Source organism: Marilutibacter penaei (assembly GCF_014145395.1).
In the GTDB taxonomy this organism is placed as follows: Bacteria; Pseudomonadota; Gammaproteobacteria; order Xanthomonadales; family Xanthomonadaceae; genus Marilutibacter; species Marilutibacter penaei.
The window spans coordinates 35007-55490 of the sequence record NZ_JACHTE010000009.1 but is presented as its reverse complement, the minus strand read 5'-3'; the positions used below and the strand labels follow the sequence as shown (position 1 = coordinate 55490).

Sequence of the window (20484 nt, the reverse complement as noted above, 5' to 3'; positions counted from 1 at the left end):
ATGAGCAGACAGAACCAGTGGATCGCCGGCATCAACGCAGTGTCGGCCGCGGTGGAGCACGACGCCGACAACGTGCGCGAAGTGCTGCTCGAAGCGGGCGCGAAGAATCCGCGCATCGCCGAGATCGAGTCGAACGCGCGCCGCCGAGGCATCGACGTGCGGCGCGTCGCCCAGCAGGCCCTCGATGGCGTGGCGGGCGGCCTGCGCCACCAGGGCGCGTGCGCGCGCTACGCGGCGGCCCGCACCTGGGATGAGAGCGAGCTGCAGGGCCTGGTGGAAGCGGCTGGGGGCCGCGCGCTCGTGCTGGTGCTCGATGGTGTGCAGGACCCGCACAACCTCGGCGCCTGCCTGCGCAGCGCAGCGGCGGCCGGTGCGACCGCGGTGCTGTTCCCGAAGGACAAGGCGGTGCAGGTCAACGCCACCGTGCGCAAGACCTCGGCGGGCGCGGCGGACCGCATCCCGGTGGTGCCGGTCACCAACCTCGCGCGCAGCCTGCGCGACCTGCAGAAGCTCGGCGTGTGGATCTACGGCCTGGCGGGTGACGCCGGCACTTCGCTCTATGGGATCGACCTGCGCGGCAATGTCGCGCTGGTGCTGGGCGGTGAGGGCGACGGCCTGCGACGCCTCACCCGGGAGACCTGCGACCAGCTGGTCACGATCCCGATGCCGGGCGGCGACGCCGCGGCCGGCGTGGAAAGCCTGAACGTGTCGGTCGCGACGGGCGTCAGCCTGTTCGAGGCGGTCCGCCAGCGCGCCGGCTGAGGGCCTGCGTTCATTTCCGGGTCGGTCTTTCGTGCACCCCGTGTGGGAGACTGATGGCGTCCACCTCCGGTGAGGGCGGTGGAACGAAGCGGGGACGACCCTGCCACTCGACGACATCCGGGGACGGCCCCTCCCAAGGAGCGCGTGCCATGTCCTGGTTCATCCTGATTCTTGCCGGCCTGCTCGAGGTCGTGTGGGCCATTGGCCTGAAGTACACCGAAGGCTTCACCCGCCTGTGGCCCTCAGTGGGCACCGCCGCGGCGATGGTGGTCAGTGTCGGCCTGCTCGGCCTGGCCATGAAGTCCCTGCCCGTGGGTACCGCCTACGCGATCTGGGTCGGCATCGGTGCGGTCGGTACGGTGATCTGCGGCATCGTCCTGTTCAACGAGCCGCTGAATGCCTTGCGCGGCATCAGCCTGCTGTTGATCATCGCGGGACTTGTCGGCCTGAAGCTGGCGACGCCCTGACGGGCAGCTCCCAAGTGGCTCTCAGGCGGCTTTGGGCCAACTGTTGACGATCCTGCAGAACAGCTGCGCGGTGCGCTCGGTGTCGTAGACCGCCGAGTGCGCCTCTTCCCCGTTCCACTCCAGTCCGGCGGCCTGCACCGCGCGCGCGAGCACGGTCTGGCCGAACGCGACGCCCGCGAGCGTGACCGTGTCGAACACGCTGAAGGGGTGGAACGGGTTGCGCTTGTGGTTGCTGCGCGCGACCGCGGCATTCAGGAAATTGAGGTCGAAGTGCGCATTGTGTCCGACGAGGATCGCGCGCTGGCAGCCGTGCTTCTTCACCGCCGCCCGTACCGGCGCGAACACCCGTTCGAGTGCGGGCCGCTCCGGCAGCGCATCGCGGAACGGATGGTCGATATCGATGCCGGTGACCTCCAGCGACTTGGGGTCGATCTCGGTGCCCGGCGCCGGCTCCACGTGGCTGCCGGTGACCTCGCCGACGACCAGTCGTCCGTCTTCGTCGACGTCCACCGGGGCAACTGCGATCTCCAGCAGGGCGTGGCGGTTCCAGTCGAAGCCGCCGGTCTCGACGTCCACGATGACCGGCAGGTAGCCGCGGAAACGGGTGGCGAGGGGCGACAGCGAGGCGGCCCGCGCGCCGGTCGGGCGCACCGCGGCGGCGATTTCACGGGGGATCTGCATCGGGAAAGCCTAGCAGAATGGTGCTTCCGCCCGGTTGTCGCCGGGTGGGGCCGGTTCAGCGGACGGTCGTGCCCAGGACCACCCCCGAGGCGCGCATCTGTTCCAGCAGGGCGACGCCGGCGGATTCGAATGCCGCATCCCTGGGGACGCCGGCTTCCCCTGCCAGCGCGCCGAGGAGTTCGCGACCGGTCGTCGCCTCCGCTGCATCGAGCCGGGCCAGCAGCCGCCATGCCAGCGGGCTGAGTTCCGAGAAGCGGACGCGGCCATCCGGCTCGCGGCGCAGCAGCAGCAGGGTGGGGGCTTCGGGCGGGGCCTCAGGCAGCCGGCCGGGCCCCAGCCGATGGACCGGCCAGGCATAGGCCAGCGGCCACGCGAGCGGCGACAGGCGAGGCTGGCCGGCCAGGAGGTCGCCTGCGGGATCGATGTCGACGGGAAGCTCGGCGTCGCTGATCTGCAGGGCGAGTTCGACCCACTCGTAATGGGCGAGCTCGGGCATCCACGGCGGGTGCGCGCGAGGGTCGGATTCGAGGAAGCGCAGGAACTCGCGTGGCAACTCCGGGAACAACGGCGTCCGGCTGCGATGGTCCCGGAAGAACGCACGCACCAGCCCCTTCCATGCGGCAGGGCCCAGAATTCGGCGGATGACCGGGAAGTTGCCGGAAAGCAGGTTCTCGACATTGTTGAACAGCAGCTCGCGATAGACCTGCAGGCGCCGGTCTTCGATGTCCGCCGGTGCCGGTTGGCCGTCCGGGTCGCGCAGATGGCGGGTCAACGCCCACTGCTGCTCGCGCAGGCGCGCCGGGGCGGTATCAGGCATCGCCGGCTGCCATCCCGCCTGCCGGGAACCGGGTATCGCGGATCCGCCGGATCGCGTCGAGCTCGCCCAGCAGTTCGGCGAAGGGAGGGAAGTTGAAGTCCCGCTCGAGCAGCACCGGCCGGGGTCCCAGCAGCCCGTAGGCTTCGTCCAGCAGGCGGAACACCGGTGGCTCTACCGGCGCGCCGTGCGTGTCGATCTTGAGGTCCGGCGCTTCGTCGTGGTGCCCGGCGACATGCAGGCAAACGACGCGTTCGGCGGGCATCGCCGCCAGGAAGGCGGCAGCGTCGTACCCATGGTTGATGGCGTTGACGTGGATGTTGTTGACGTCCAGCAGCAGGTCGCAGTCGGCCTCGTCCAGCACGGCGTTCACGAAGCTGGCCTCGTCCATCGCCTGGTGCGGCGCCGCGTAGTAGGAGACGTTCTCCACTGCGATGCGGCGGCCGAGTGCGTCCTGCGCCTGGCGGATGCGGCCCGCGACGTGGTGCACGGCTTCCTCGGTGAACGGGATCGGAAGCAGGTCGTACAGCTGGCCGTCGTCGCTGCAGTAACTGAGGTGCTCGCTGTAGAGCGCGACCTGGTGGCGGTCCAGGAACTGCCGTATGCGCGCCAGGAACGTACGGTCCAACGGTGCGCAACCCCCCAGGGACAGCGACAACCCATGGCAGGTCAGGGCATGGCGCGAGACCAGTTCGTTGAACGCGTCCCCGAGCCGGCCGCCGACGCCGATCCAGTTCTCGGGTGCGCATTCCAGGAAGTCGAACGCGCCCGTGGGGGCCGCGCGCAGCGGGTCCATCAGCGCGCGGCGGAGCCCGAGGCCAACCGCGTCGTGCCGGGGCCGGATGGTGGGGGTCATGCGATGCGGCCTGCCAGCGAAGCCCGCGCGACGGTACGCGGGCTCCCTGGGTGCGCCATGGTCAGGCCATGCCGCCGCACTTGCCCTCGCCACACTTGCCTTCGCCACCCTTGTCGGCCCCGCAGGTACCCTCGTGGCGGGCCTTGATCTCGTCCGCGCTGAGCTGGCCGTCGTTGTTGGCATCGTAGCCCGCGAAGCGCGACGCGTCGCCGTCATGGGCAGCGGCGAACTCAGCTTGCGACACCGCGCCGTTGCCGTCGGTATCCATCGTCTCGACGCCGCACTTGCCTTCGCCGCACTTGCCCTCGGCGGCCTTGTCGGCGCCGCAGTTGCCCTCCGCCAGGACAGCGCCCTGCATGTAACCGCTGGCGAGATCGGTCATCGCGAACGCGGGGCCCGCCAGGGCCACGCTGCCGAGAAGGGTGGCGCCGACGGCCAGGGCGATGGGTTTCCGGTTGCTGCTCATGGTGCGTCCTCTCTTGTTGGTGGGCACGCGGCCCGCAAGTCCGTGGGTGGGTGCGCGCAGGCCAGGGTCCGGCCTCGCCACACGGTACTGCTTACGCCCGGGGAGCGCGCAGGGTTACACCCTGCAAGGGGGGATGTTCGCGCCGCGTGGAGGTGGCCATTCAGCCCGCATTCAAGCCGCCGAGGCGGGCCGGCGGGCGGGCAAGAGAAAGGCGGGCACACGGCCCGCCTGTCGGGGAACAGCGAGGGAGACGGCGCCGGTGCCGCGCGTCAGGGCGTTACCGTGGTGTTGGACTCGTCGCGCTTTTCCCGCGGCGGCAACTCGTCGTCACCCTTGACGAGGAACCAGATGTTTTCCGCGATGTTGGTGGCGTGATCGCCGATGCGCTCGATGTTCTTGGCCATGAACAGCAGGTGGGTACAGGCCGTGATGCTGCGCGGATCCTCCATCATGTAGGTCAGCAGCTCGCGGAACAGGCCCGTGTACGCCGTGTCGATCTCGGCATCGCGGCTCCGGATCGACCGGGCCGCCTCGATGTCGTTGTCGCGATACGCGGCCAGGACGTCGCGGACCTGCCGGACCGCCAGCGTGCCGATCGCGTGCAGGCCCGAGACATGCGGCAGCGCCGGCATCAGGTTCAGCGCGGTCGAACGCTTCGCCACGTTGGCGGCGTAGTCGCCGATGCGCTCGATGTCGGAGGCGATGCGGATCGCGGCCAGGATCTCGCGCAGGTCGCGTGCCATCGGGCCGCGCAGGGCGAGCTTCATCACGTCGTGGCTCACTTCCTGCTCGAGCGCGTCGATGGCCTCGTCGTTGGCGATGATGCGTTCGGCGGCCTTGTCGTCCCGGCGCTCCACCACGTCCAGCGCGGCCTCGAGCTGGGAGGCGGCCATTTCGCCCATGCGCAGGGTTTCGTCGAGCAGGCGTTTCTGTTCGTCGTCGTAGCTCTTGACGATGTGGTCGTGCGGTTGGTTGCTCATGTCGTTCCTCACCCGAAGCGTCCGGTGATGTAGTCCTCGGTCTGCTGTTTGGTCGGCGCAGAAAAAATCTGGTCGGTGGCCCCGTGCTCGATCAGGTCGCCCAGGTACATGAAGCCGGTGAAATCCGAGACGCGGGCCGCCTGCTGCATGTTGTGGGTGACGATGGCGATCGTGTAGTTGACCTTGAGCTCTTCCACCAGCTGTTCGATGCGCGAAGTCGAGATCGGGTCGAGCGCGGAGGTGGGTTCGTCGAGCAGCAGGACGTCCGGCCGCAGCGCCACAGCGCGGGCGATGCACAGGCGCTGCTGCTGGCCACCCGAGAGGCCAAGCGCGCTCTGGCCAAGCTTGTCCTTGACCTCGTCCCACAGCGCGCCCTGGCGCAGCGCCTCTTCGACACGGTCGTTCATTTCCGACTTCGAGAGCTTCTCGTGGTGGCGGATCGCGTAGGCGACGTTCTCGAAGATGGTCATCGGGAACGGCACCGGCTTCTGGAACACCATGCCCACCTTGGACCGCAGGCGGTTCATCGGGTACTTCGGCGACAGGATGTTCTCGCCGTCCAGCAGCACCTGGCCGGTGGCGGTCAGCTTCGGATAGAGCGCATAGATCCGGTTGAAGATGCGAAGGAGGGTGGACTTGCCGCAGCCCGAAGGCCCGATCAGCGCGGTGACGCGCTTTTCAGGAATGTCCAGGTCGATCGACTTCAGGGCATGGAAGTCGCCGTAATGGAAGTCCAGGCCACGTACGGACAGCTTGACCGGCGCGTCCGCGGCGGCTTCGCGTCGGGGCGTGGCAAGGGCAATGCGGGCTTCGTTCATGACCGGTGTCCGGGGTTCGAAGGGGGTGGAAAGGTCAGTCATGGGTGATCCTTTTGCGAAGCAGCAGCGCGCGCGCGACCAGACTGACGAAGAGCACGAACAGCGCCAGGACCAGGGCGCCGGCCCAGGCGATGTTCTGCCAGGACTCGTAGGGGCTGCCGGCGAACTGGTACATCACCACCGGCACGCTGGCCATGGGCTGGAAGATATCCGTGCTCCAGTACTGGTTGCCGAACGCGGTGAACAGCAGGGGCGCGGTTTCGCCCGAGATCCGCGCGAGCGCCAGCAGCACGCCGGTGATGATGCCCGCGGACGCGCTGCGGTACAGCACCTGGACGATGACCTTCCACTGCGGCACGCCCAGCGAAAGCGCCGCCTCGCGCATCTGTGCAGGGACCAGCCGCAGCATCTCGTCGGTGGTGCGGACCACCACCGGCAGCACGATGAAGGCGAGCGAGATCGCGCCGGCGAACGCGGAGAAGTTGCCCCCGCTCTGCGCGACGATCAGGGTATAGACGAACAGGCCCAGCACGATGGACGGCGCCGACAGCAGGATGTCGTTCACGAACCTCACCACGGTACCGAGCTTGCGCCCGGCGCCGTATTCGGCCAGCCACGTGCCCGCGGCGATCCCCAGCGGGGTGCCGATCGCGATGGCGAGCACGCACATCACCGCGCTGCCGAAGAACGCATTGCGCAGGCCGCCTTCCTGCATGGGCGGCGGCGTGTCCTGGGTGAACAGCGCCCAGTCGATCCCGACCATGGCCTTGCTGAAGAGCGTCCAGAGGATCCACCCGAGGAAGAACAGGCCGAACAGCGCGGCACCGGTCGCGAGGACGATGGCGCCCGCGTTGACCAGCTTGCGGCGGCGGTACAGCGCATCGGCCGCGCGGTCGCGCGTATCGAACGAGGCGATGGCCATCAGTTGCCCTCCTTGCGGGCGAGCTGGCGCAGCATCAGCCGTGCGATCGCCAGCACGGCGAAGGTGACCAGGAACAGCACGAAGCCAAGCAGCAGCAGCGCCGAGCGATAGGTCTCGGTCGCCTCGCCGAAGTCGTTGGCGATCAATGCCGCGATGGTGGTGCCGGGCTCGAGCAGCGACGGCGAGAAGCGCACGCTGTTGCCGACCACGAAGGCCACCGCCATGGTTTCGCCGAGGGCTCGTCCAAGCCCGAGGAAGACACCGCCGATGACCGCCGAGCGGGTGTAGGGCAGGACGATGTCCCAGCTCACTTCCCAGCGGGTGGCCCCCAGCGCGTATGCCGACTCTTTAAGCCGCGTCGGGACGGTGAGGAAGACCTCGCGCATCACCGAGGAGATGAACGGGATGACCATGATCGACAGCACGATGCCGGCCGTCAGCATGCCGATGCCGAGCGGTGGGCCCTGGAAGACCGCGCCCACCACCGGCAACGTGCCCAGGTGCTCGTTGAGCCAGGGCGTGACGTGCTCGGTCATCACCGGTACCAGGACGAACAGTCCCCACATGCCGTAGATGATGGACGGGATGCCCGCGAGCAGCTCGATCGCCGTGCCGATGGGCCCGCGCGCCCAGCGCGGTGCGATCTCGGTCAGGAAGAACGCGATGCCGAAGCTGACGGGAACGGCGATCAGCATGGCGATGAGGGCCGTGACGATGGTGCCGTAGATCGGCACCAGCGCACCGTACTTGTCCTCGACGGGGTTCCACTCGGTGGTGGTGAAGAACTCGAGGCCGGAAGAAGCCAGGACGTCGCGGCCGCCCCACAGCATCGACAGCGCCGCGCCGGCCAGGGCGACCAGTACCAGGACCACGGTACCCGCCAGCGCCAGGCGGAACCAGCGGTCGTGGCGTGCATCCTTGACGTCGCGCCCGGTCGGGGCCGTCGGAGCGGAGGCAATGGCATTCATCGGAGCATCGGCGTCCTGTGGGGGCCGCGACGGCGGGGGCGATCATGGCCCTGCCGCGCCGGGGGAGAGAGGTCCGGGCGCGGCAGGTCCAGGAGGCGCCCCGCTGCGCGGGTAGCGCTATGGCCAGTGTATGCATGCCCGCGCCGTCGCGCGGGCATGCCGGGCATTACTTGAACTCGGCCGCCCAGTAGCCTTCGATCTGCTGCACCAGTGCGTCGGGCAGCGGGACGTAATGCAGGTCCGAGGCCTGCTGCTGGCCGTTCTCGAAGGCCCACTTGAAGAACGCCATCGCATCGGCGCTGCGCTTGGCGTCCTTGGGCTGCTTGTACATCAGGATGAAGTTGGTGGCGGTGATCGGCCAGGCATCGGCGCCCGGGGCGTTGGTGATCACCAGGTGGAAGTCTTTCGTATTGGCCCAGTCGGCGGTCGCGGCAGCGGCCTGGAAGCTCTCGGCGCTCGGGGTCACCCAGTTGCCGGCGGCGTTCTGCAGCGAGGCGTAGGCCATGTTGTTCTGGATGGCGTATGCGAGTTCCACGTAGCCGACCGAACCCTTGATCTGCTGCACGTACGACGCGACGCCCTCGTTGCCCTTGCCGCCGACGCCGTCCACCCACTTGACCGACTTGCCTTCGCCGACCTGGTCCTTCCAGTCGTTGCTGACCTTGCTCAGGTAGTTGGTGAAGTTGAAGGTGGTGCCCGAACCATCGGAGCGGTGGATCAGGGTGATCTTGGTGTCCGGCAACGCCAGCGACGGGTTGATCGCGGCGATGGCCGGATCGTTCCAGGTCTTGACCTTGCCGAGGTAGATGTCCGCCAGGAGGGCGCCCGTGAGGCGCAGCTCCCCGGCGGGGATACCCTCGACGTTCACCACCGGCACGACGCCGCCGATGGCCGAGGGGAACTGGCCGAGGCCCGCTTCGGCGAGCTCTTCGGGGCTCAGCGGCGCGTCGGAAGAACCGAAGTCCACGGTGCCGCCCTTGATCTGGGCGATGCCGCCGCCCGAACCGATCGACTGGTAGTTCACCTTCGCGCCGGTCTGGGCGTTGTAGTCCGCCGACCATTTGGAGATCAGCGGGAAGATGAAGGTGGCGCCGGCGCCGGTGATTTCGGCCGCGATCCGGTCGCCGCTGCCCGCTTCACCCGCGGCCGGCGCATCGGCGCCCTGCTGCGTGGCGGGGGCATCGGTCGAGAGGCTGCAGGCCGCCAGGGCCAGGCTGGTGGCAACGGCGAGGACGGCGATACGGGCCGGGGACGATTTCATTGGAGGCTCCATGACGAGGTGCCGACCGGACGGCCAGCGGATGACGCTATGAAATGATGTTTTTGTTACACGCCTGTTACAGGATGTAAGGAAATGGATAAATACATGTTTTTGCTGGAATTTATCCGGTTCCTGGTCGGGCGGCGGGGCGAAAAAAAGCGCGGCCACGGGGGGCCGCGCCTTTGGCATGCCCGGGGCGGGGCTTACCAGTAGAACTGGGCGCGCGCCGCGATCAGGCTGGGGCTCTCGTCGATGCCGTTGCGTTCGGCGTCCGCCTTCACATAGTCGACGGCGAACTTGAAGTTGCTGCGCCAGTAGTAATTGACGCCAACCGTCCAGGTGTCGAGCGTGCCCGGGCGCGTGTCGCCGTCGTTCAGGTCCAGGGTGTCGTAGCGCAGGCCGAGCTGCCACATGCCGACATTGGCATTGGCCGGCTTGGCGGTCCCCGGCGTTCCGTCCTTGTAGGACCAGGTCTCGCCGGTGATGTTCCACATGCCGCTGAGGTAGCCGCCCTGGGTGGTGTAATCGCCGCCGGGCTGGTCGGCGAAGCCCGTCTCGTAGCGGTCGATCGTGTTGACCATGTACTCGGCCTGCAGCTTGAACGGTCCGCGTACCCAGAAGCTCTCCAGGCCCAGTGTCGAGGTGCTGTCGGCATTGCGGATGTTGGTGTCGACGAGGCGGTTGGACAGTTCGGCCGCCGGCCGGCTCCGTACGCGGATCGTGTCCTGGTAGGTGTCGTTCGTGACATAGGACAGGCCGACGTTGAAGATGTCGCCGTCTCCGGTCATCGGCGCCCAGTTGCCGCGGATGCCATAACCGGAGCCGCGACCACGGCCTTCGGTCAGTTCGCGGCCATACCAGCCACTGCTGATGTTCCACTGGTCGGTGCCGTAGCCGTAAGCGACGCCCTGGCGGCGGCCGACGGCATAGAGCCCGGTGATGATGGCCTTCGAGATGAAATCGTTGTTCTTGGTCGACGACAGTTCTTCCATGGAATTGAACTGCTTGAACTGGCCGACCCGGACGAAGTGGCGCTTGTCGCCTCCGATCCTGTAGGCGATGTTCGCGTCCAGCCACTTGCCGTCGTTGGCGGCGTCGTAGCCGAGCACCCAGTCGAAGTTGCCCGGGCCCTTGCCCTTGAGGACCAGCTCGGCGCGGCGCAGTTCGAAGTCGGTGTCGGTGCCGTCGTTCGGGTCGGCATCCAGGTCGAAGCCGTCGCTGTCGTACCAGGCGCCGTCGGTCTGGAGCAGGCCTTCGAAGCTGATCTCGCTGCCGCCGAAGTCGTCGACGACGACCCCGGCATGCGCGGCCGGCGCGAGCAGCGCCACCAGGGCGAGGGCAAGGGGAGAGCGTGGGGTTTTCATGGCGGGGGGTCGCGGCGGTGAAAGATTGTGCGCAGCCTATGGCGCATTGATGACGGCCAGATGACAGGAATGACATATTCCTGCCAGCAGACTGTCATGTGACAACCTGTCATCGAACGATGCCAGTGAAATTCCCGCTACTGCAGGGGTTTACAGGGTGGGCGCGAGAGCGCCGCCTTCATCCTCCCGCCTGGCACGTGTCATTCACTTGCAATTTATGGAGCGGGTGGCGCTTCGAGGGGGCGCATGCCGCTGGGAGAGCGATATCAGCGGACCGCCGGGCCTGCATCTTGCCCAAGGGCAGCGGCCCACGCGGAACCCGACAGGGTCATGTGCCCCTGGCCATCGATCCGCAATTCGATCGCGGCGTTCCCGGACCCGGCAGACGCGGGACCCGCGGGGGCGAAGCGGGCGATCGCGCCCGGACCCTCGCATTGCAGCCGTGCTTCCAGTCGTTGTCCCGGCGCCGGCTCCGCGTGATGCTCGAGCTCCAGCAACCCCGAGGCCTCGACGCAGGCATCGTCGTCGAACAGCAGGTGCACGCTGTGCAGGCCAAGGCGGACATCGCCGGCGTCCGGAAGCGCGAGGTGCCCCGACACGTCCTCGACACCATGCAGCGGGGCGACGCGCAGCCGGCCCGACCAGGTGGGCGCCTCGGCGTGCCAGGCCAGGCTTCCGTCCAGCCACGCGGAGGGCGCCAGCGCCAGTGACACCGTGCCCAAGGGTATGCCCTGCCAGTGCAGTTCGCGCACCTGGCCTTTCCACGGCGTGCCCTGGATGTCGGCGGCCCAGAATCCGGGCGTCGCGCCCGGCGTGGATGCGAGCAGGAGGCGCAGGGGCAGGCCCGCCACAAGCGCGATGACCAGGCCGACGCCGAATGCCTGCAGGAGAGACCGGCGGCTCATGGCAGGTCGGTGCCGGGTTGCCCCGCTGGGCGGGCCAGCGGAAGACGAAGGCGAGCGGTGACCCCGGCCTCTTCGCGCGTGATCGACACCTGTGAAGGCGCCAGCCCCTGGGTCCGGTCCAACCGGTCGAGCCAGCCGATCAGCGACGCGGCCGGGGCCGCATCGATGTCCACTTCCACTTCACTGGCCGAGACCGGTCGAATGCGCACCTGCGGGATCCCGGCGGCGTGCGCGTGCGCCGGAAGGGAGGCGGCGGTCAGGGCCTCCGTGCGCGCGGCGTGCGCGGCCTGGAGGGCGGCGAGCGCCCCGGCGGCCCGCTGGTAACGGAGTGTCTGGTCCCGGTCGAGTCGGGACAGGGGCTGCATCAACGCGTAGTGGAAGGCGAACACGGCGACGCAGGCCAACATGGTGCCGACCATCCAGCGCTCGCGCGGCGCCCGGGCGTCCCACCAGGTCCTTGCGGGGTTAAGCGTGTTCATGGCTGCGGGTGTCCCAGGCGGAGGGTGGAAACGTAGGACGCACCTTCCGACTGTCCCGCCGCCGTGGTGGCGTCGATGCCGCGCGCGCGGAGGGTCTCCAGAACCGTACCCGGCGCGTTGGGTGCGTCATGGCGGAGCGTGGCCTGCAGGGTGCCGGGCGCGTCCCATTCCAGGGATTCGACGCGCATGCCCGGCTGCATGGACGTGACTTCGACCAGGGTCACGGCCAGCGCGGTATTCGCGGTGTAGGCCGCGCCAGGAGAGGCGGCCAGCCGGGTCGTCAGTGCCTGGGCCTCTGCTTCAAGGCTGCGCGCGGCCCAGGCGTGGCGTGCGGCGTCGGCCGCGGTGAGTACGGGGAACGAGGCCAGCACGGCCACGGCCAGGGCCGCCACGCGGCGCCAGGCGGTGCTTCGGGCTGGGGGTGTGCCTTCGGGAGCGAACTCGCCCTGCAGCAGGTTGGCCGATGCTGCCGCGGCGCCCGCCAGCAGGGCGGACGCCACGTTCGCCACGGGCACGTTGTCGGGCTGGATGCCGGGCTGGCCATCGAGCACCGCGTCGGCGAGGGCGGCGTCGGCGCTGAACGCGATCGTGTCGCCGCGCACCAGCCACCGGTCATCCAGTGCCATACGGTGCGTCCGGCCGGGTTCACCGGGCGGCAACAACATGTAGTCCGGCAGGGCGATGCGCGGCACCGCGCCGGCCTCGCGGGCGAGCGCCAGGTGCTGCGCGAGCAGTTCGCGGTCGACCAACAGCACCTGGCGTCGATCGCCGGTGCCGGCGGGCGGCACGAGGGCCAGGTGGATATCGGCCGGTGCAGAGGCCAGCGTGGCCTGCAACTGGTGACGGGCCACGGCCAGGGCCTGGGCTGCGCTGCGTGCGGGTAGCTCCAGCCAATGCGATGCCACGTGCTCGCCCGGGAGGACCAGCACGTCGGTCACCGAAGGGAGGGGCGGGACACGCTCGCCGCGTTCGGTGCGGCCCGTCTCCGGTATCCCGGTCCCGGTCCCGGGAGCGGAGCACCACCATTCGAGCGTTCCGGCTTCCAGCTGGACGAACAGCAGGCGGGGGCAGGGGAGGGCGTCAGGGCTCATTCTTCGAGGGTCCAGCGATGTGCAAGGAGGTGGGTCCGGCCGTCATCGGCGACTTCAAAGGTTTCCGTCAGCACCGCCTCCGCCTCCCCGAGGCTGACGCGCACGTCGAGGCCGAAGTAGCGGGTCCTCAGGGCCGTCTGGCCGATCACCGGTGCGGGCGCGTTGGCGGCGGCCAGCGCCGGAAGCGACCAGAACACGGCGTTGTCGCGCCAGCCCCCCGGGGGACGCGCGCTGATCACGCTGCGTGCGTGCGCCGGCGGCAGCGCGCCGAGCGTCAGCATGGTCAACAGGGGCGCATCGTCCGGGCGCAGGGTGTTCACGTTGAGCGGAGAGAGCCGGTCATCCGGCAGGGCGCAGGCCCAGGGGCGCAGGCGTGCGTAAAGCGCGGCGTCATAACCGGCGATCGCGCGCAGTTCACTGGGTTCCGCGAGCAGCGTCCCGGACGTGCGGCGTGCCGGATCGGCCGCCTGGTATGCGCTGTCCTCCGCGCCCATCGGGCGTGGCGAGGCATCGCTGTCGATCCAGTCCACGAGGGCGTCCGCCAACGACCGCGCGCGCGCGTCATCCACGCCGAGGGCTTCGAGCAGCGCCTGGTACTGGCGGGCGCCCGTCGCGTTGTACTGCCATTGCCCGGGAGCGCCTTCGACCACGCTGTTGAGGTTGAAGCAGTTGCCGCCATCGGTCACGCGCACGACGGCCAGGCCGCCTTCCTCGCCGGGAAGGGGCAGCGGACGGGGCACGTCCTCCCAGTTTCCGTCCAACAGGGTGACGCCCGGATCCCGGCGCTGCATGGCCTCCACCTGGCTTCGCGCAAGCGCCGCGACGCCGCGTGCATGCCATTGCGCCTGTTCCAGCGCCTGCACGTTGCCCGCCCGGCGCAGGCCGAAGCGGACGTCGTCGAGCGTCGCCATGACCAGCACGCCCATCACGGCGACCAGCAGCAGGACGGTCAACAGGGCGACGCCGCGTTGGCGCGATGGCGTGCGGGTCATCGCGCACTCCCCGGCAGCAGGAAGACCTGTTCGACCGTTCCGAGCCCGTCGATATCGAGTGTCAGCGCGATGGCTTCGGGCACTTCCTCCGCACCGCCGGGCCAGCCGCTGCTCCATGCCTGACGGTGCCGGAAGCGGATCGATGCGCCACGGATGCCTTCCAGCAGCGTTTCCGGCTCGCCGGGGACGCTGCCGTCGAGGGCGGCATGGGTGGTACGTTCCAGGCGCCCCCCGCTGATGCGGTATTCGACCCGCTGCATCGACGCGCGCGGATGGCCGTCCGGGTTGCGCCACCCCCGGCGCACGAAGTCCAGGGCCAGCGGCGTCCCGGTCCCGGGCATGGCGACCATGTTGAAGGCACGCCGCGCCGGCTGGCCGCCCGCGTTGCGCACCCGACGGGTGGCGACCTGGCCGAGGTCCGACCGCAGCAACGCGCGCGATGCCTGCAGTTTGCCCAATGCGCCGAAGTGCGCGTGCACCACGTCCTGGTGGTCCACCGCCTGCGCGAGCACCAGCACGCCGGCGCTGGCCATCAGGCCGAACACGAACAGCGCCACCAGCATCTCGATCAGGGTGAACCCGTTCGCGCGCATCATGGGGCGGGCCTCAGCAGATGGCGCTCCGCGATCACCTGGCCCGATCCCGGCGACGTCACGTCGACGTCGACGCGCAGCAGACCGCCCTCGGCCGGGCCCAGTCGTCGGCGCCAGTGCCAGTCGCGATCGCCCATGCGTTCCACGCCCGTGGTCGCGGCCGCCATGGCCTGCAATTCCGTGGCGTCTGCCAGCAACGCTTCGATGGCGCGGTTCTCCGCGACGATGCCGGCAAGCACGCGCTCTTCCGCGATCAATGCCGCGCGCGAACTTTCGCCGCCCAGGTTCAGCAGTCCCAGCACCACCAGCCCGAACACGGCCAGCGCCACCAGGACCTCGAGCAGCGAGAACCCCCGCGGCGGGGCATCAACGGCCGGGCGCATCGACCTGGACCTCGCCGGTCGGCCGCACGGTGACCCGGACGACCCCTCGTGGGCTCTCCAGTACGAGCGGACCGCCACTCGCGAGTCCGCTGGGCTCGAAACGGAACGCGAGCTGGGCGACGTCGCGCGGCAGCCGCGGTTCAACGCCGGTTTCCCAGGTGACGTTCCCGAACGGGGCGTGGCGCAGCGGCTCCCAGCCTTCCAGGCGTTCCCGCGCATACCCGTACCCTTCCGCGCTGACCGTCACGTCCACGGCATGCATGCCGAGCAGCGCTTCCTCGCGCGCACGCGCAAGACCGGTCGCGAAGCGTTCCGCCTGGGACAGTGCGGGATCACGATGGGGCAGGGTCATGGCCACGGTCGCCCCGGCCAGGCCGAGCACGACCAGCGCCACCATCAGCTCGACCAGCGTGAAACCCCGCGGAGGCGGACACCGTCGATCCACGGGCGGGCGTTCGGGATGCATGCGGCCGTCGACGCGGGGATTACTGCCAGTTGCCGATGTCGGCGCCTTCGCCGTCCCCGCCCTCGGCGCCGTCGGCACCCAGCGAGTACACGTCGAACGCGCCCGAGCGGCCGGGCGCCCGGTACTGGTAGGCGTTCCCCCATGGGTCCTCGGGGAGGCGACGGATGTACCCGCCAGTCCGGTAGCGCTCCGGCCGGGCGAGCCCAGCGGGCGGTGCCAGCAATGCCTGCAGCCCCTGGTCGTTGCGGGGATAGGCCAGGTTGTCGAGGCGGTACGTGTCCAGCGCCTGCTCCAGCACCGCGACATCGGCACGCGCCTTGTCGACCATCGCGCGGTCCTGGCTGGGCATGACATTGATCATCACCACCGTGGACAGCAAACCGATGATGACGATCACGACCATCAGTTCGACCAGGGTGAAGCCGCGGAGCGTGCGTGGCGCGGACCGGCGGGCGGGAAGGCGGGGCATGGCAGGTTCCTGTGACAGGGGCAGGGGGTGGACCCTCAGCCGAGGGCGAGCGTGTTGAACTGGAGGATGGGCAGCAGGATCGACAGCACGATGACGGCCACGATCCCGCCGAGCGCGACGATGATCGCCGGCTCGAGCAGGCTCATCGCGGTGCTGGTGAAGGTGTTGAACTCCCGCTCGAGGTAGTCCGCGGCACGTTCCAGCATCGGTCCGACACGACCGCTGTTTTCGCCGCTGGAGGCCATGTAGAGCAGGGTGGGCGGAAACACCCCGGCGCGTTTCATCGCCGAGGAAAGGCTCCCGCCCTCGCGGATCGAGGTCGCCATCGAGACCGTGGCCTCGCGCAGGGCCGCATTGCGCACCGTTTGCGCGGTCACCGACAGGCCCTCCATGACCGGCAGTCCGCTGCCGACCATGATGGCCAGGGTGCGCGCCATCCGCGCGGCGTGCAGGTCCCGCAGCAGGCGACCCAGCAGGGGAAGCCGCAACATGCCCTCGTCGAAGCGCAGGCGAAAGCCGGGGCGCGCCAGCGCGAAACGCAGGGCCACGCCCAGGGCGACCCCCAGTACCAGCAGGGCGGGGCCCCAGTGCGTCATCAGGTCCGAGGTGGCGATGACCGCACGGGTGAGGGCGGGCAGGGTGCGCCCCATGGAGTCGAACTGGTCGACGACCTTCGGGACCACGAAGGTCATCAGTGCGATCACGACCGCAAGCGCGGTCGCCGCGAGGACGGCCGGGTAGACCAGCGCGGCAAGCAGCCGGCCGCGCAACTGCTGTTCCCGCTCGAGCAGTTCCGCCAGGCGCTCCAGGATGTCCGGAAGCGCGCCCGCGCCCTCGCCGGCCGCCACCATCGCGCGGTACAGCGCGGGGAAGGCGCGCCCCTGCCGTGCCATCGCATCGGACAGCCGGAACCCCTCCAGGACGGCCGCATGGGTGGCCATCACCACGCTTCGGGTGGACGCTTTCTCCGCCTGTTGGCCGATGACACGCAAGGCCTCTTCCAGCGGCGACGTGGCGACCAGCGTGGCCAGCTGTCGAGTGAACAGCGTCAGGGCCTTGGTATCGAAGCGGTCGAACAGGCGCCGTTGGGTGGCCGGCTCCGAACGTCCGGCCGGCGCGACCGACAGCGGATGCAGGCGCCGCTGCAGCAGGCGCGACCGTGCCGCGTCGGCGCTGGACGCGTCGAGCCGGCCGCTGCACGGGCGGCCGTCCAGGTCGAGAGCAGAGTAGTCAAATGCCGGCATCGGGGGCCAGTTCCTGGCGGGTGACGCGCAAGGCTTCTTCGATCGTGGTGTCGCCCGCGGCGACCCGGGCGCGGATGGCGTCGGCAAGCCGGGGTGCCTGCGCGAACGCGTGCGCGGCGATCGCGTCTTCGCTGGCGTCGGCTCCGATGAGTCCGCGCATGCGCTCGTCGACCGCCATGGCCTCGTGGATGCCGACGCGGCCCGCGTATCCGGTGTGCCTGCAGTGATCGCAGCCCACGGCCTGGAACAGGACGCCTTCGAATGCCTCGCCCATCAGCGGCCGCGCCAGCCCGTCCACGGGGCGTGGTGCGCGGCAATGCGGACATAGCCGCCGGACCAGGCGCTGCGCCACCACCAGCCGCAACGTGGAGGCCAGCAGGAAGGGCTCGATGCCCATGTCGCGGAGGCGGGTCACCGCGCCCGCGGCATCGTTGGTGTGCACGGTCGAGAGCACGAGATGGCCGGTCAGGCTGGCCTGCACGGCGATGCGTGCGGTTTCGGGATCGCGGATCTCGCCGACCATGACGATGTCGGGGTCCTGGCGCAGGATCGCGCGCAGTCCGGCCGCGAACGTCATGCCGACCTTGGCGTGCACCTGGGTCTGGCCGACTCCGTCGATCGCGTATTCCACCGGGTCTTCGACCGTGAGCAGGGTGCGGTGGCCATCGTTGAGGTGCGAGAGGCCCGCGTACAGGGTGGTGGTCTTGCCCGAGCCGGTGGGTCCGCACACCAGCACGATGCCGTTCGGCAGGCCCAGTGCGTGTTCGTAGGCACGGAGCACCGGCGCGGCCATGCCCAGCGCCGGCAACGGGACCGCACCCTGCTCCTTGTCGAGCAGTCGCATCACCACCCGTTCGCCCCCGCGCGCGGGCAGGGTGGAGACGCGCACGTCGAGCGCGCGCGAGCCCATGGACACGGAGATGCGTCCATCCTGCGGCACGCGCTTCTCCGCGATGTCCAGGCGGGCCATCACCTTCACGCGCGATACCAGCAGCGGCGACATCCGGGTCGGCAGCTCAAGCACCTGGCGCATCACCCCGTCGATCCGGAAGCGGATCCGGAGCTGGCGTTCGGACGGCTCCACGTGGACGTCCGAGGCGCCGAGGCGCGCGGCTTCGGCGAGCAGGCCGTTGATGAGGCGGATCACCGGCGCGTCGTCCTGGCTGTCGAGCAGGTCGGCGGTGGCGGGGATGTCGCCCGCCAGTGCGTCGAGGTCCGCGTGGGCGTCCGCCAGTTCGCCTTCCGCGGTGCGTCCGAGGTCGGCATCGGCGTAGAGTTCCGACAGGTGTCGGTCGAAGCGGGTCGCATCGATGCGATCGAAGCTGACGGGCCGTCCCAGTACCCTGCGGGCTTCCAGCAGCACCGCGGGGTCGGCATCGGCGCGCAGGCCGAGATGAAAGCCTTCGGGCGACTCCCGCAGTACCACCACCCCGCGCGCATGCGCGAAGCCGTACGGCCAGGCCGGGGCGGGCAAGGACGCGTTCACGGTCGCGACGCCTCCCGGGGCGCGACTTCGGATGCGGGGGGCAGGCTGGGCACCGGGCTGGGCGGCTGCACCGGCGGGCTGGCCCGCAGGTATTCCTCGACCAGCGCGTCGAGCGCCGCGCGCTGTCCTTCCGCATCCTGCGACTGGAGCTGCACGTTCCGTATGTAGTCGTAGCGCTGGGCGGTGGCGCGCTGCGCATCCACGCCATCGCGGATGATGCTCGGGCGTATGAAGACCACGAGGTTGCGCTGGGTGTTCTGCCGGGAGGTGCTGCGGAACAACCCGCCGATCACCGGGATGTCGCCCAGCCCCGGGATCTTGTCCACGGTCAGGCGATCGGCCTGGTCGAGCAGGCCCCCGAGCACGACGATGGCGCCATCGTCCACCTGCACCCGGGTTTCGATCTCGCGCTTGTTGAGCACCAGCTCGCTGAAATCGGCGCTCACCGGACCCGCGATGGACGACACCTCCTGTCGCAGGAACAGGGTGATGCCGCCGCCGCTGTTGACCTGCGGCTTGACCTCCAGCTGGATGCCGACGTCCTGTCGCTGGATGGTGCGGAACGGGTTGCTGTTGTCGTTGCCGAGCACTTCGCCGGTGGTGATCGGCACTTCCTGGCCCACCAGGATGCGGGCCTCCTCGTTGTCGAGGGTGAGGATCGACGGCGTGGAGAGCAGGTTCGATCCGGTATCGGATTTCACCGCGTTGATGATCATGCCGAAGACCGCATCACCGCTGCTGCCGGCGAGGCCGGCGAGGCCCCCGGTCAGGCCCAGCAGCGACTGCACCGCGGCACGCTTGGCCAGTTCGCCGATCGCGCTGTCATCGTCCTTCTGCTGCGCGGCCACGCCCGCCGCGAGGTTCATGATGCCGACGTCCGAGCTCGGGTACTGGGTGGCGGCGAAGGGCAGGTTGCCATCCTTGCCGGCCAGCAGGAACTGCACGCCGAGTTCCTTGGCGGCCTCGTCGGAGATCTCCACCACGATGGCTTCCACCAGCACCTGTTCCCGGCGCGTATCGAGCTGCTCGATGACCGCCATCAGGGTGCGCTGGGTTTCCGGGTCCGCGTTGATGATGAGCGAGTTGGAACCCGGGTAGCGGACGATGGTGGGCCGCTTCCCGGACGTGCCGCTGATGATCTGGGCGTCGGCGGTGGATACCGCCGTGTCGACGGGCTGGTCGCCGCGTGGCGCGTCGCCGTTCGATTGGCCGATCAATTGCTGGAGGACCGGCAGGAGCTCCTCGGCATTGGCATGGCGCAGCTTCACCACGCGCACGTCGCCGCTGCTCTCCGCGCGACGGTCCAGTTCCATGACCATCTGGGCCACGCGCTGGATCAGTGCGTTGTCGCCCCGGATGACGACGGAGTTGCTGCTTTCCACCGGCAGGATCGAAAGCGCGGGATTGCCACCTTCGCCACCCACCCCGAACAGCTGCCCCACGGTCGCGGCGATCTCCCGGGCCGAGCTGTTGCGCAGGGTGACCGTGTCGATCGAGGCGCGGTCGCTGTCGACCTGGGCGATCAATTGGCGGATGCGACGCAGGTTGTCGGCGTAGTCCGCCACGAGCAGGCTGTTGCTCTGCGGCATGGGCAGCACCACGCCACCGCGGCCGACGAGCGGCTTCAGCGTCTCCGCGGCGATGCGGGCGTCCACCGTACGCAACGGGATCACCTGGGTGGCGAAACCCAGCGACGATCCGCCCGCGGAGCCGGGTTGCTGGGCGGCGGTGTCGTCGGGCACCACCCGGTAGGCGCCACCGCCGGCGGGGATCGCCACCAGGCCGTTCGCGCGAAGGACCGCCAGCAACACGCCGAGCAGTTCCTGTTCGGACATCGGCTGCTCGCGGCTGACGTTCACCGTCCCCTGCACCTGCGGATCGACGATGAAGGTGGTGCCGGTGGCGCGGGCGACGTCCTGGATGAACGCCCGGATGTCGGCATTCTGGACATTCAGGGCTTCGTTCGCCGTGCCCCGGTCCTGTGCGGGCAGCGTCCCCATGGGCTGGAGGAGCAGGG

The 20484-nt window shown here is 69.4% G+C and carries 23 protein-coding genes; 2 read left to right on the top strand and 21 right to left on the bottom strand.

From position 1 onward, the window contains the following. Positions 1 to 762 carry a 23S rRNA (guanosine(2251)-2'-O)-methyltransferase RlmB gene (rlmB, locus tag H4F99_RS12820; protein WP_182670142.1) on the top strand — a complete coding sequence of 254 codons (762 nt, stop codon included), beginning with the start codon at positions 1 to 3 and terminating at the stop codon, positions 760 to 762. A 149-nt stretch (positions 763 to 911) separates the two neighbouring features. After that, on the top strand, positions 912 to 1229 hold the full coding sequence (gene sugE, locus H4F99_RS12815) for a quaternary ammonium compound efflux SMR transporter SugE (protein ID WP_182670141.1): 318 nt from the start codon (positions 912 to 914) through the stop codon (positions 1227 to 1229). A 21-nt stretch (positions 1230 to 1250) separates the two neighbouring features. Here the strand turns inward: sugE and rnt are convergent, their stop codons facing one another. From rnt to gspD, 21 genes are all read right to left on the bottom strand, one after another. Next, entirely contained in the window at positions 1251 to 1910 is a 660-nt protein-coding gene (gene rnt, locus H4F99_RS12810; protein WP_182670140.1) for a ribonuclease T, read from the bottom strand. Positions 1911 to 1965: 55 nt separating this feature from the next. After that, positions 1966 to 2727 carry an HvfC family RiPP maturation protein gene (locus H4F99_RS12805; protein ID WP_182670139.1) on the bottom strand — a complete coding sequence of 254 codons (762 nt, stop codon included), beginning with the start codon at positions 2725 to 2727 and terminating at the stop codon, positions 1966 to 1968. Further along, the gene (locus tag H4F99_RS12800) at positions 2720 to 3580 is read right to left on the bottom strand and encodes an HvfB family MNIO-type RiPP peptide maturase (RefSeq protein ID WP_246372046.1); all 861 of its coding nucleotides are present in this window, start codon (positions 3578 to 3580) and stop codon (positions 2720 to 2722) included. The genes H4F99_RS12805 and H4F99_RS12800 overlap by 8 nt, the downstream gene beginning before the upstream one ends. 61 nt (positions 3581 to 3641) lie before the next feature. Further along, positions 3642 to 4046 carry an HvfA family oxazolone/thioamide-modified RiPP metallophore gene (locus H4F99_RS14530; protein WP_246372043.1) on the bottom strand — a complete coding sequence of 135 codons (405 nt, stop codon included), beginning with the start codon at positions 4044 to 4046 and terminating at the stop codon, positions 3642 to 3644. 269 nt (positions 4047 to 4315) lie between these two features. After that, positions 4316 to 5026: a phosphate signaling complex protein PhoU gene (gene phoU / locus H4F99_RS12795; RefSeq protein ID WP_182670137.1), complete on the bottom strand. Its 711-nt coding sequence runs from the start codon at positions 5024 to 5026 to the stop codon at positions 4316 to 4318. Between the two features lie 8 nt (positions 5027 to 5034). After that, positions 5035 to 5844 (bottom strand): phosphate ABC transporter ATP-binding protein PstB, encoded by an 810-nt coding sequence (gene pstB, locus H4F99_RS12790; RefSeq protein WP_246372086.1) that lies wholly within the window; start codon positions 5842 to 5844, stop codon positions 5035 to 5037. A 34-nt stretch (positions 5845 to 5878) separates the two neighbouring features. Further along, entirely contained in the window at positions 5879 to 6766 is an 888-nt protein-coding gene (gene pstA / locus H4F99_RS12785; protein WP_182670135.1) for a phosphate ABC transporter permease PstA, read from the bottom strand. Continuing rightward, on the bottom strand, positions 6766 to 7734 hold the full coding sequence (pstC, locus tag H4F99_RS12780) for a phosphate ABC transporter permease subunit PstC (RefSeq protein ID WP_182670134.1): 969 nt from the start codon (positions 7732 to 7734) through the stop codon (positions 6766 to 6768). The genes pstA and pstC overlap by 1 nt, the downstream gene beginning before the upstream one ends. 166 nt (positions 7735 to 7900) lie before the next feature. Further along, complete coding sequence (gene pstS / locus H4F99_RS12775) at positions 7901 to 8995, bottom strand: phosphate ABC transporter substrate-binding protein PstS (protein WP_182670133.1); 1095 nt, start codon at positions 8993 to 8995, stop codon at positions 7901 to 7903. 203 nt (positions 8996 to 9198) lie between these two features. Then, positions 9199 to 10359, bottom strand: a complete 1161-nt coding sequence (locus H4F99_RS12770) for an OprO/OprP family phosphate-selective porin (protein WP_182670132.1) — start codon at positions 10357 to 10359, stop codon at positions 9199 to 9201. A 266-nt stretch (positions 10360 to 10625) separates the two neighbouring features. After that, a complete protein-coding gene (gene gspN, locus H4F99_RS12765; protein WP_182670131.1) occupies positions 10626 to 11264 on the bottom strand; it encodes a type II secretion system protein N in 639 nt (212 codons plus the stop codon). Further along, a complete protein-coding gene (gene gspM, locus H4F99_RS12760; protein WP_182670130.1) occupies positions 11261 to 11743 on the bottom strand; it encodes a type II secretion system protein GspM in 483 nt (160 codons plus the stop codon). The genes gspN and gspM overlap by 4 nt, the downstream gene beginning before the upstream one ends. Further along, positions 11740 to 12834, bottom strand: a complete 1095-nt coding sequence (gspL, locus tag H4F99_RS12755) for a type II secretion system protein GspL (protein WP_182670129.1) — start codon at positions 12832 to 12834, stop codon at positions 11740 to 11742. The genes gspM and gspL overlap by 4 nt, the downstream gene beginning before the upstream one ends. After that, a complete protein-coding gene (gene gspK, locus H4F99_RS12750; RefSeq protein ID WP_182670128.1) occupies positions 12831 to 13826 on the bottom strand; it encodes a type II secretion system minor pseudopilin GspK in 996 nt (331 codons plus the stop codon). Before gspK ends, gspL begins: the two co-directional genes overlap by 4 nt. After that, the gene (gspJ, locus tag H4F99_RS12745; protein WP_182670127.1) at positions 13823 to 14422 is read right to left on the bottom strand and encodes a type II secretion system minor pseudopilin GspJ; all 600 of its coding nucleotides are present in this window, start codon (positions 14420 to 14422) and stop codon (positions 13823 to 13825) included. The genes gspK and gspJ overlap by 4 nt, the downstream gene beginning before the upstream one ends. Further along, positions 14419 to 14802: a type II secretion system minor pseudopilin GspI gene (gene gspI, locus H4F99_RS12740; RefSeq protein WP_182670126.1), complete on the bottom strand. Its 384-nt coding sequence runs from the start codon at positions 14800 to 14802 to the stop codon at positions 14419 to 14421. The genes gspJ and gspI overlap by 4 nt, the downstream gene beginning before the upstream one ends. Then, positions 14786 to 15268 (bottom strand): GspH/FimT family pseudopilin, encoded by a 483-nt coding sequence (locus H4F99_RS12735; protein WP_182670125.1) that lies wholly within the window; start codon positions 15266 to 15268, stop codon positions 14786 to 14788. The genes gspI and H4F99_RS12735 overlap by 17 nt, the downstream gene beginning before the upstream one ends. A 19-nt stretch (positions 15269 to 15287) precedes the next feature. Continuing rightward, complete coding sequence (gene gspG / locus H4F99_RS12730) at positions 15288 to 15737, bottom strand: type II secretion system major pseudopilin GspG (RefSeq protein ID WP_182670124.1); 450 nt, start codon at positions 15735 to 15737, stop codon at positions 15288 to 15290. A gap of 35 nt (positions 15738 to 15772) precedes the next feature. Further along, positions 15773 to 16981 (bottom strand): type II secretion system inner membrane protein GspF, encoded by a 1209-nt coding sequence (gspF, locus tag H4F99_RS12725; RefSeq protein ID WP_182670123.1) that lies wholly within the window; start codon positions 16979 to 16981, stop codon positions 15773 to 15775. Next, a complete protein-coding gene (gspE, locus tag H4F99_RS12720; protein WP_343064217.1) occupies positions 16968 to 18467 on the bottom strand; it encodes a type II secretion system ATPase GspE in 1500 nt (499 codons plus the stop codon). The genes gspF and gspE overlap by 14 nt, the downstream gene beginning before the upstream one ends. Next, positions 18464 to 20467, bottom strand: a complete 2004-nt coding sequence (gspD, locus tag H4F99_RS12715; RefSeq protein WP_182670304.1) for a type II secretion system secretin GspD — start codon at positions 20465 to 20467, stop codon at positions 18464 to 18466. The genes gspE and gspD overlap by 4 nt, the downstream gene beginning before the upstream one ends. Positions 20468 to 20484: the final 17 nt, after the last annotated feature.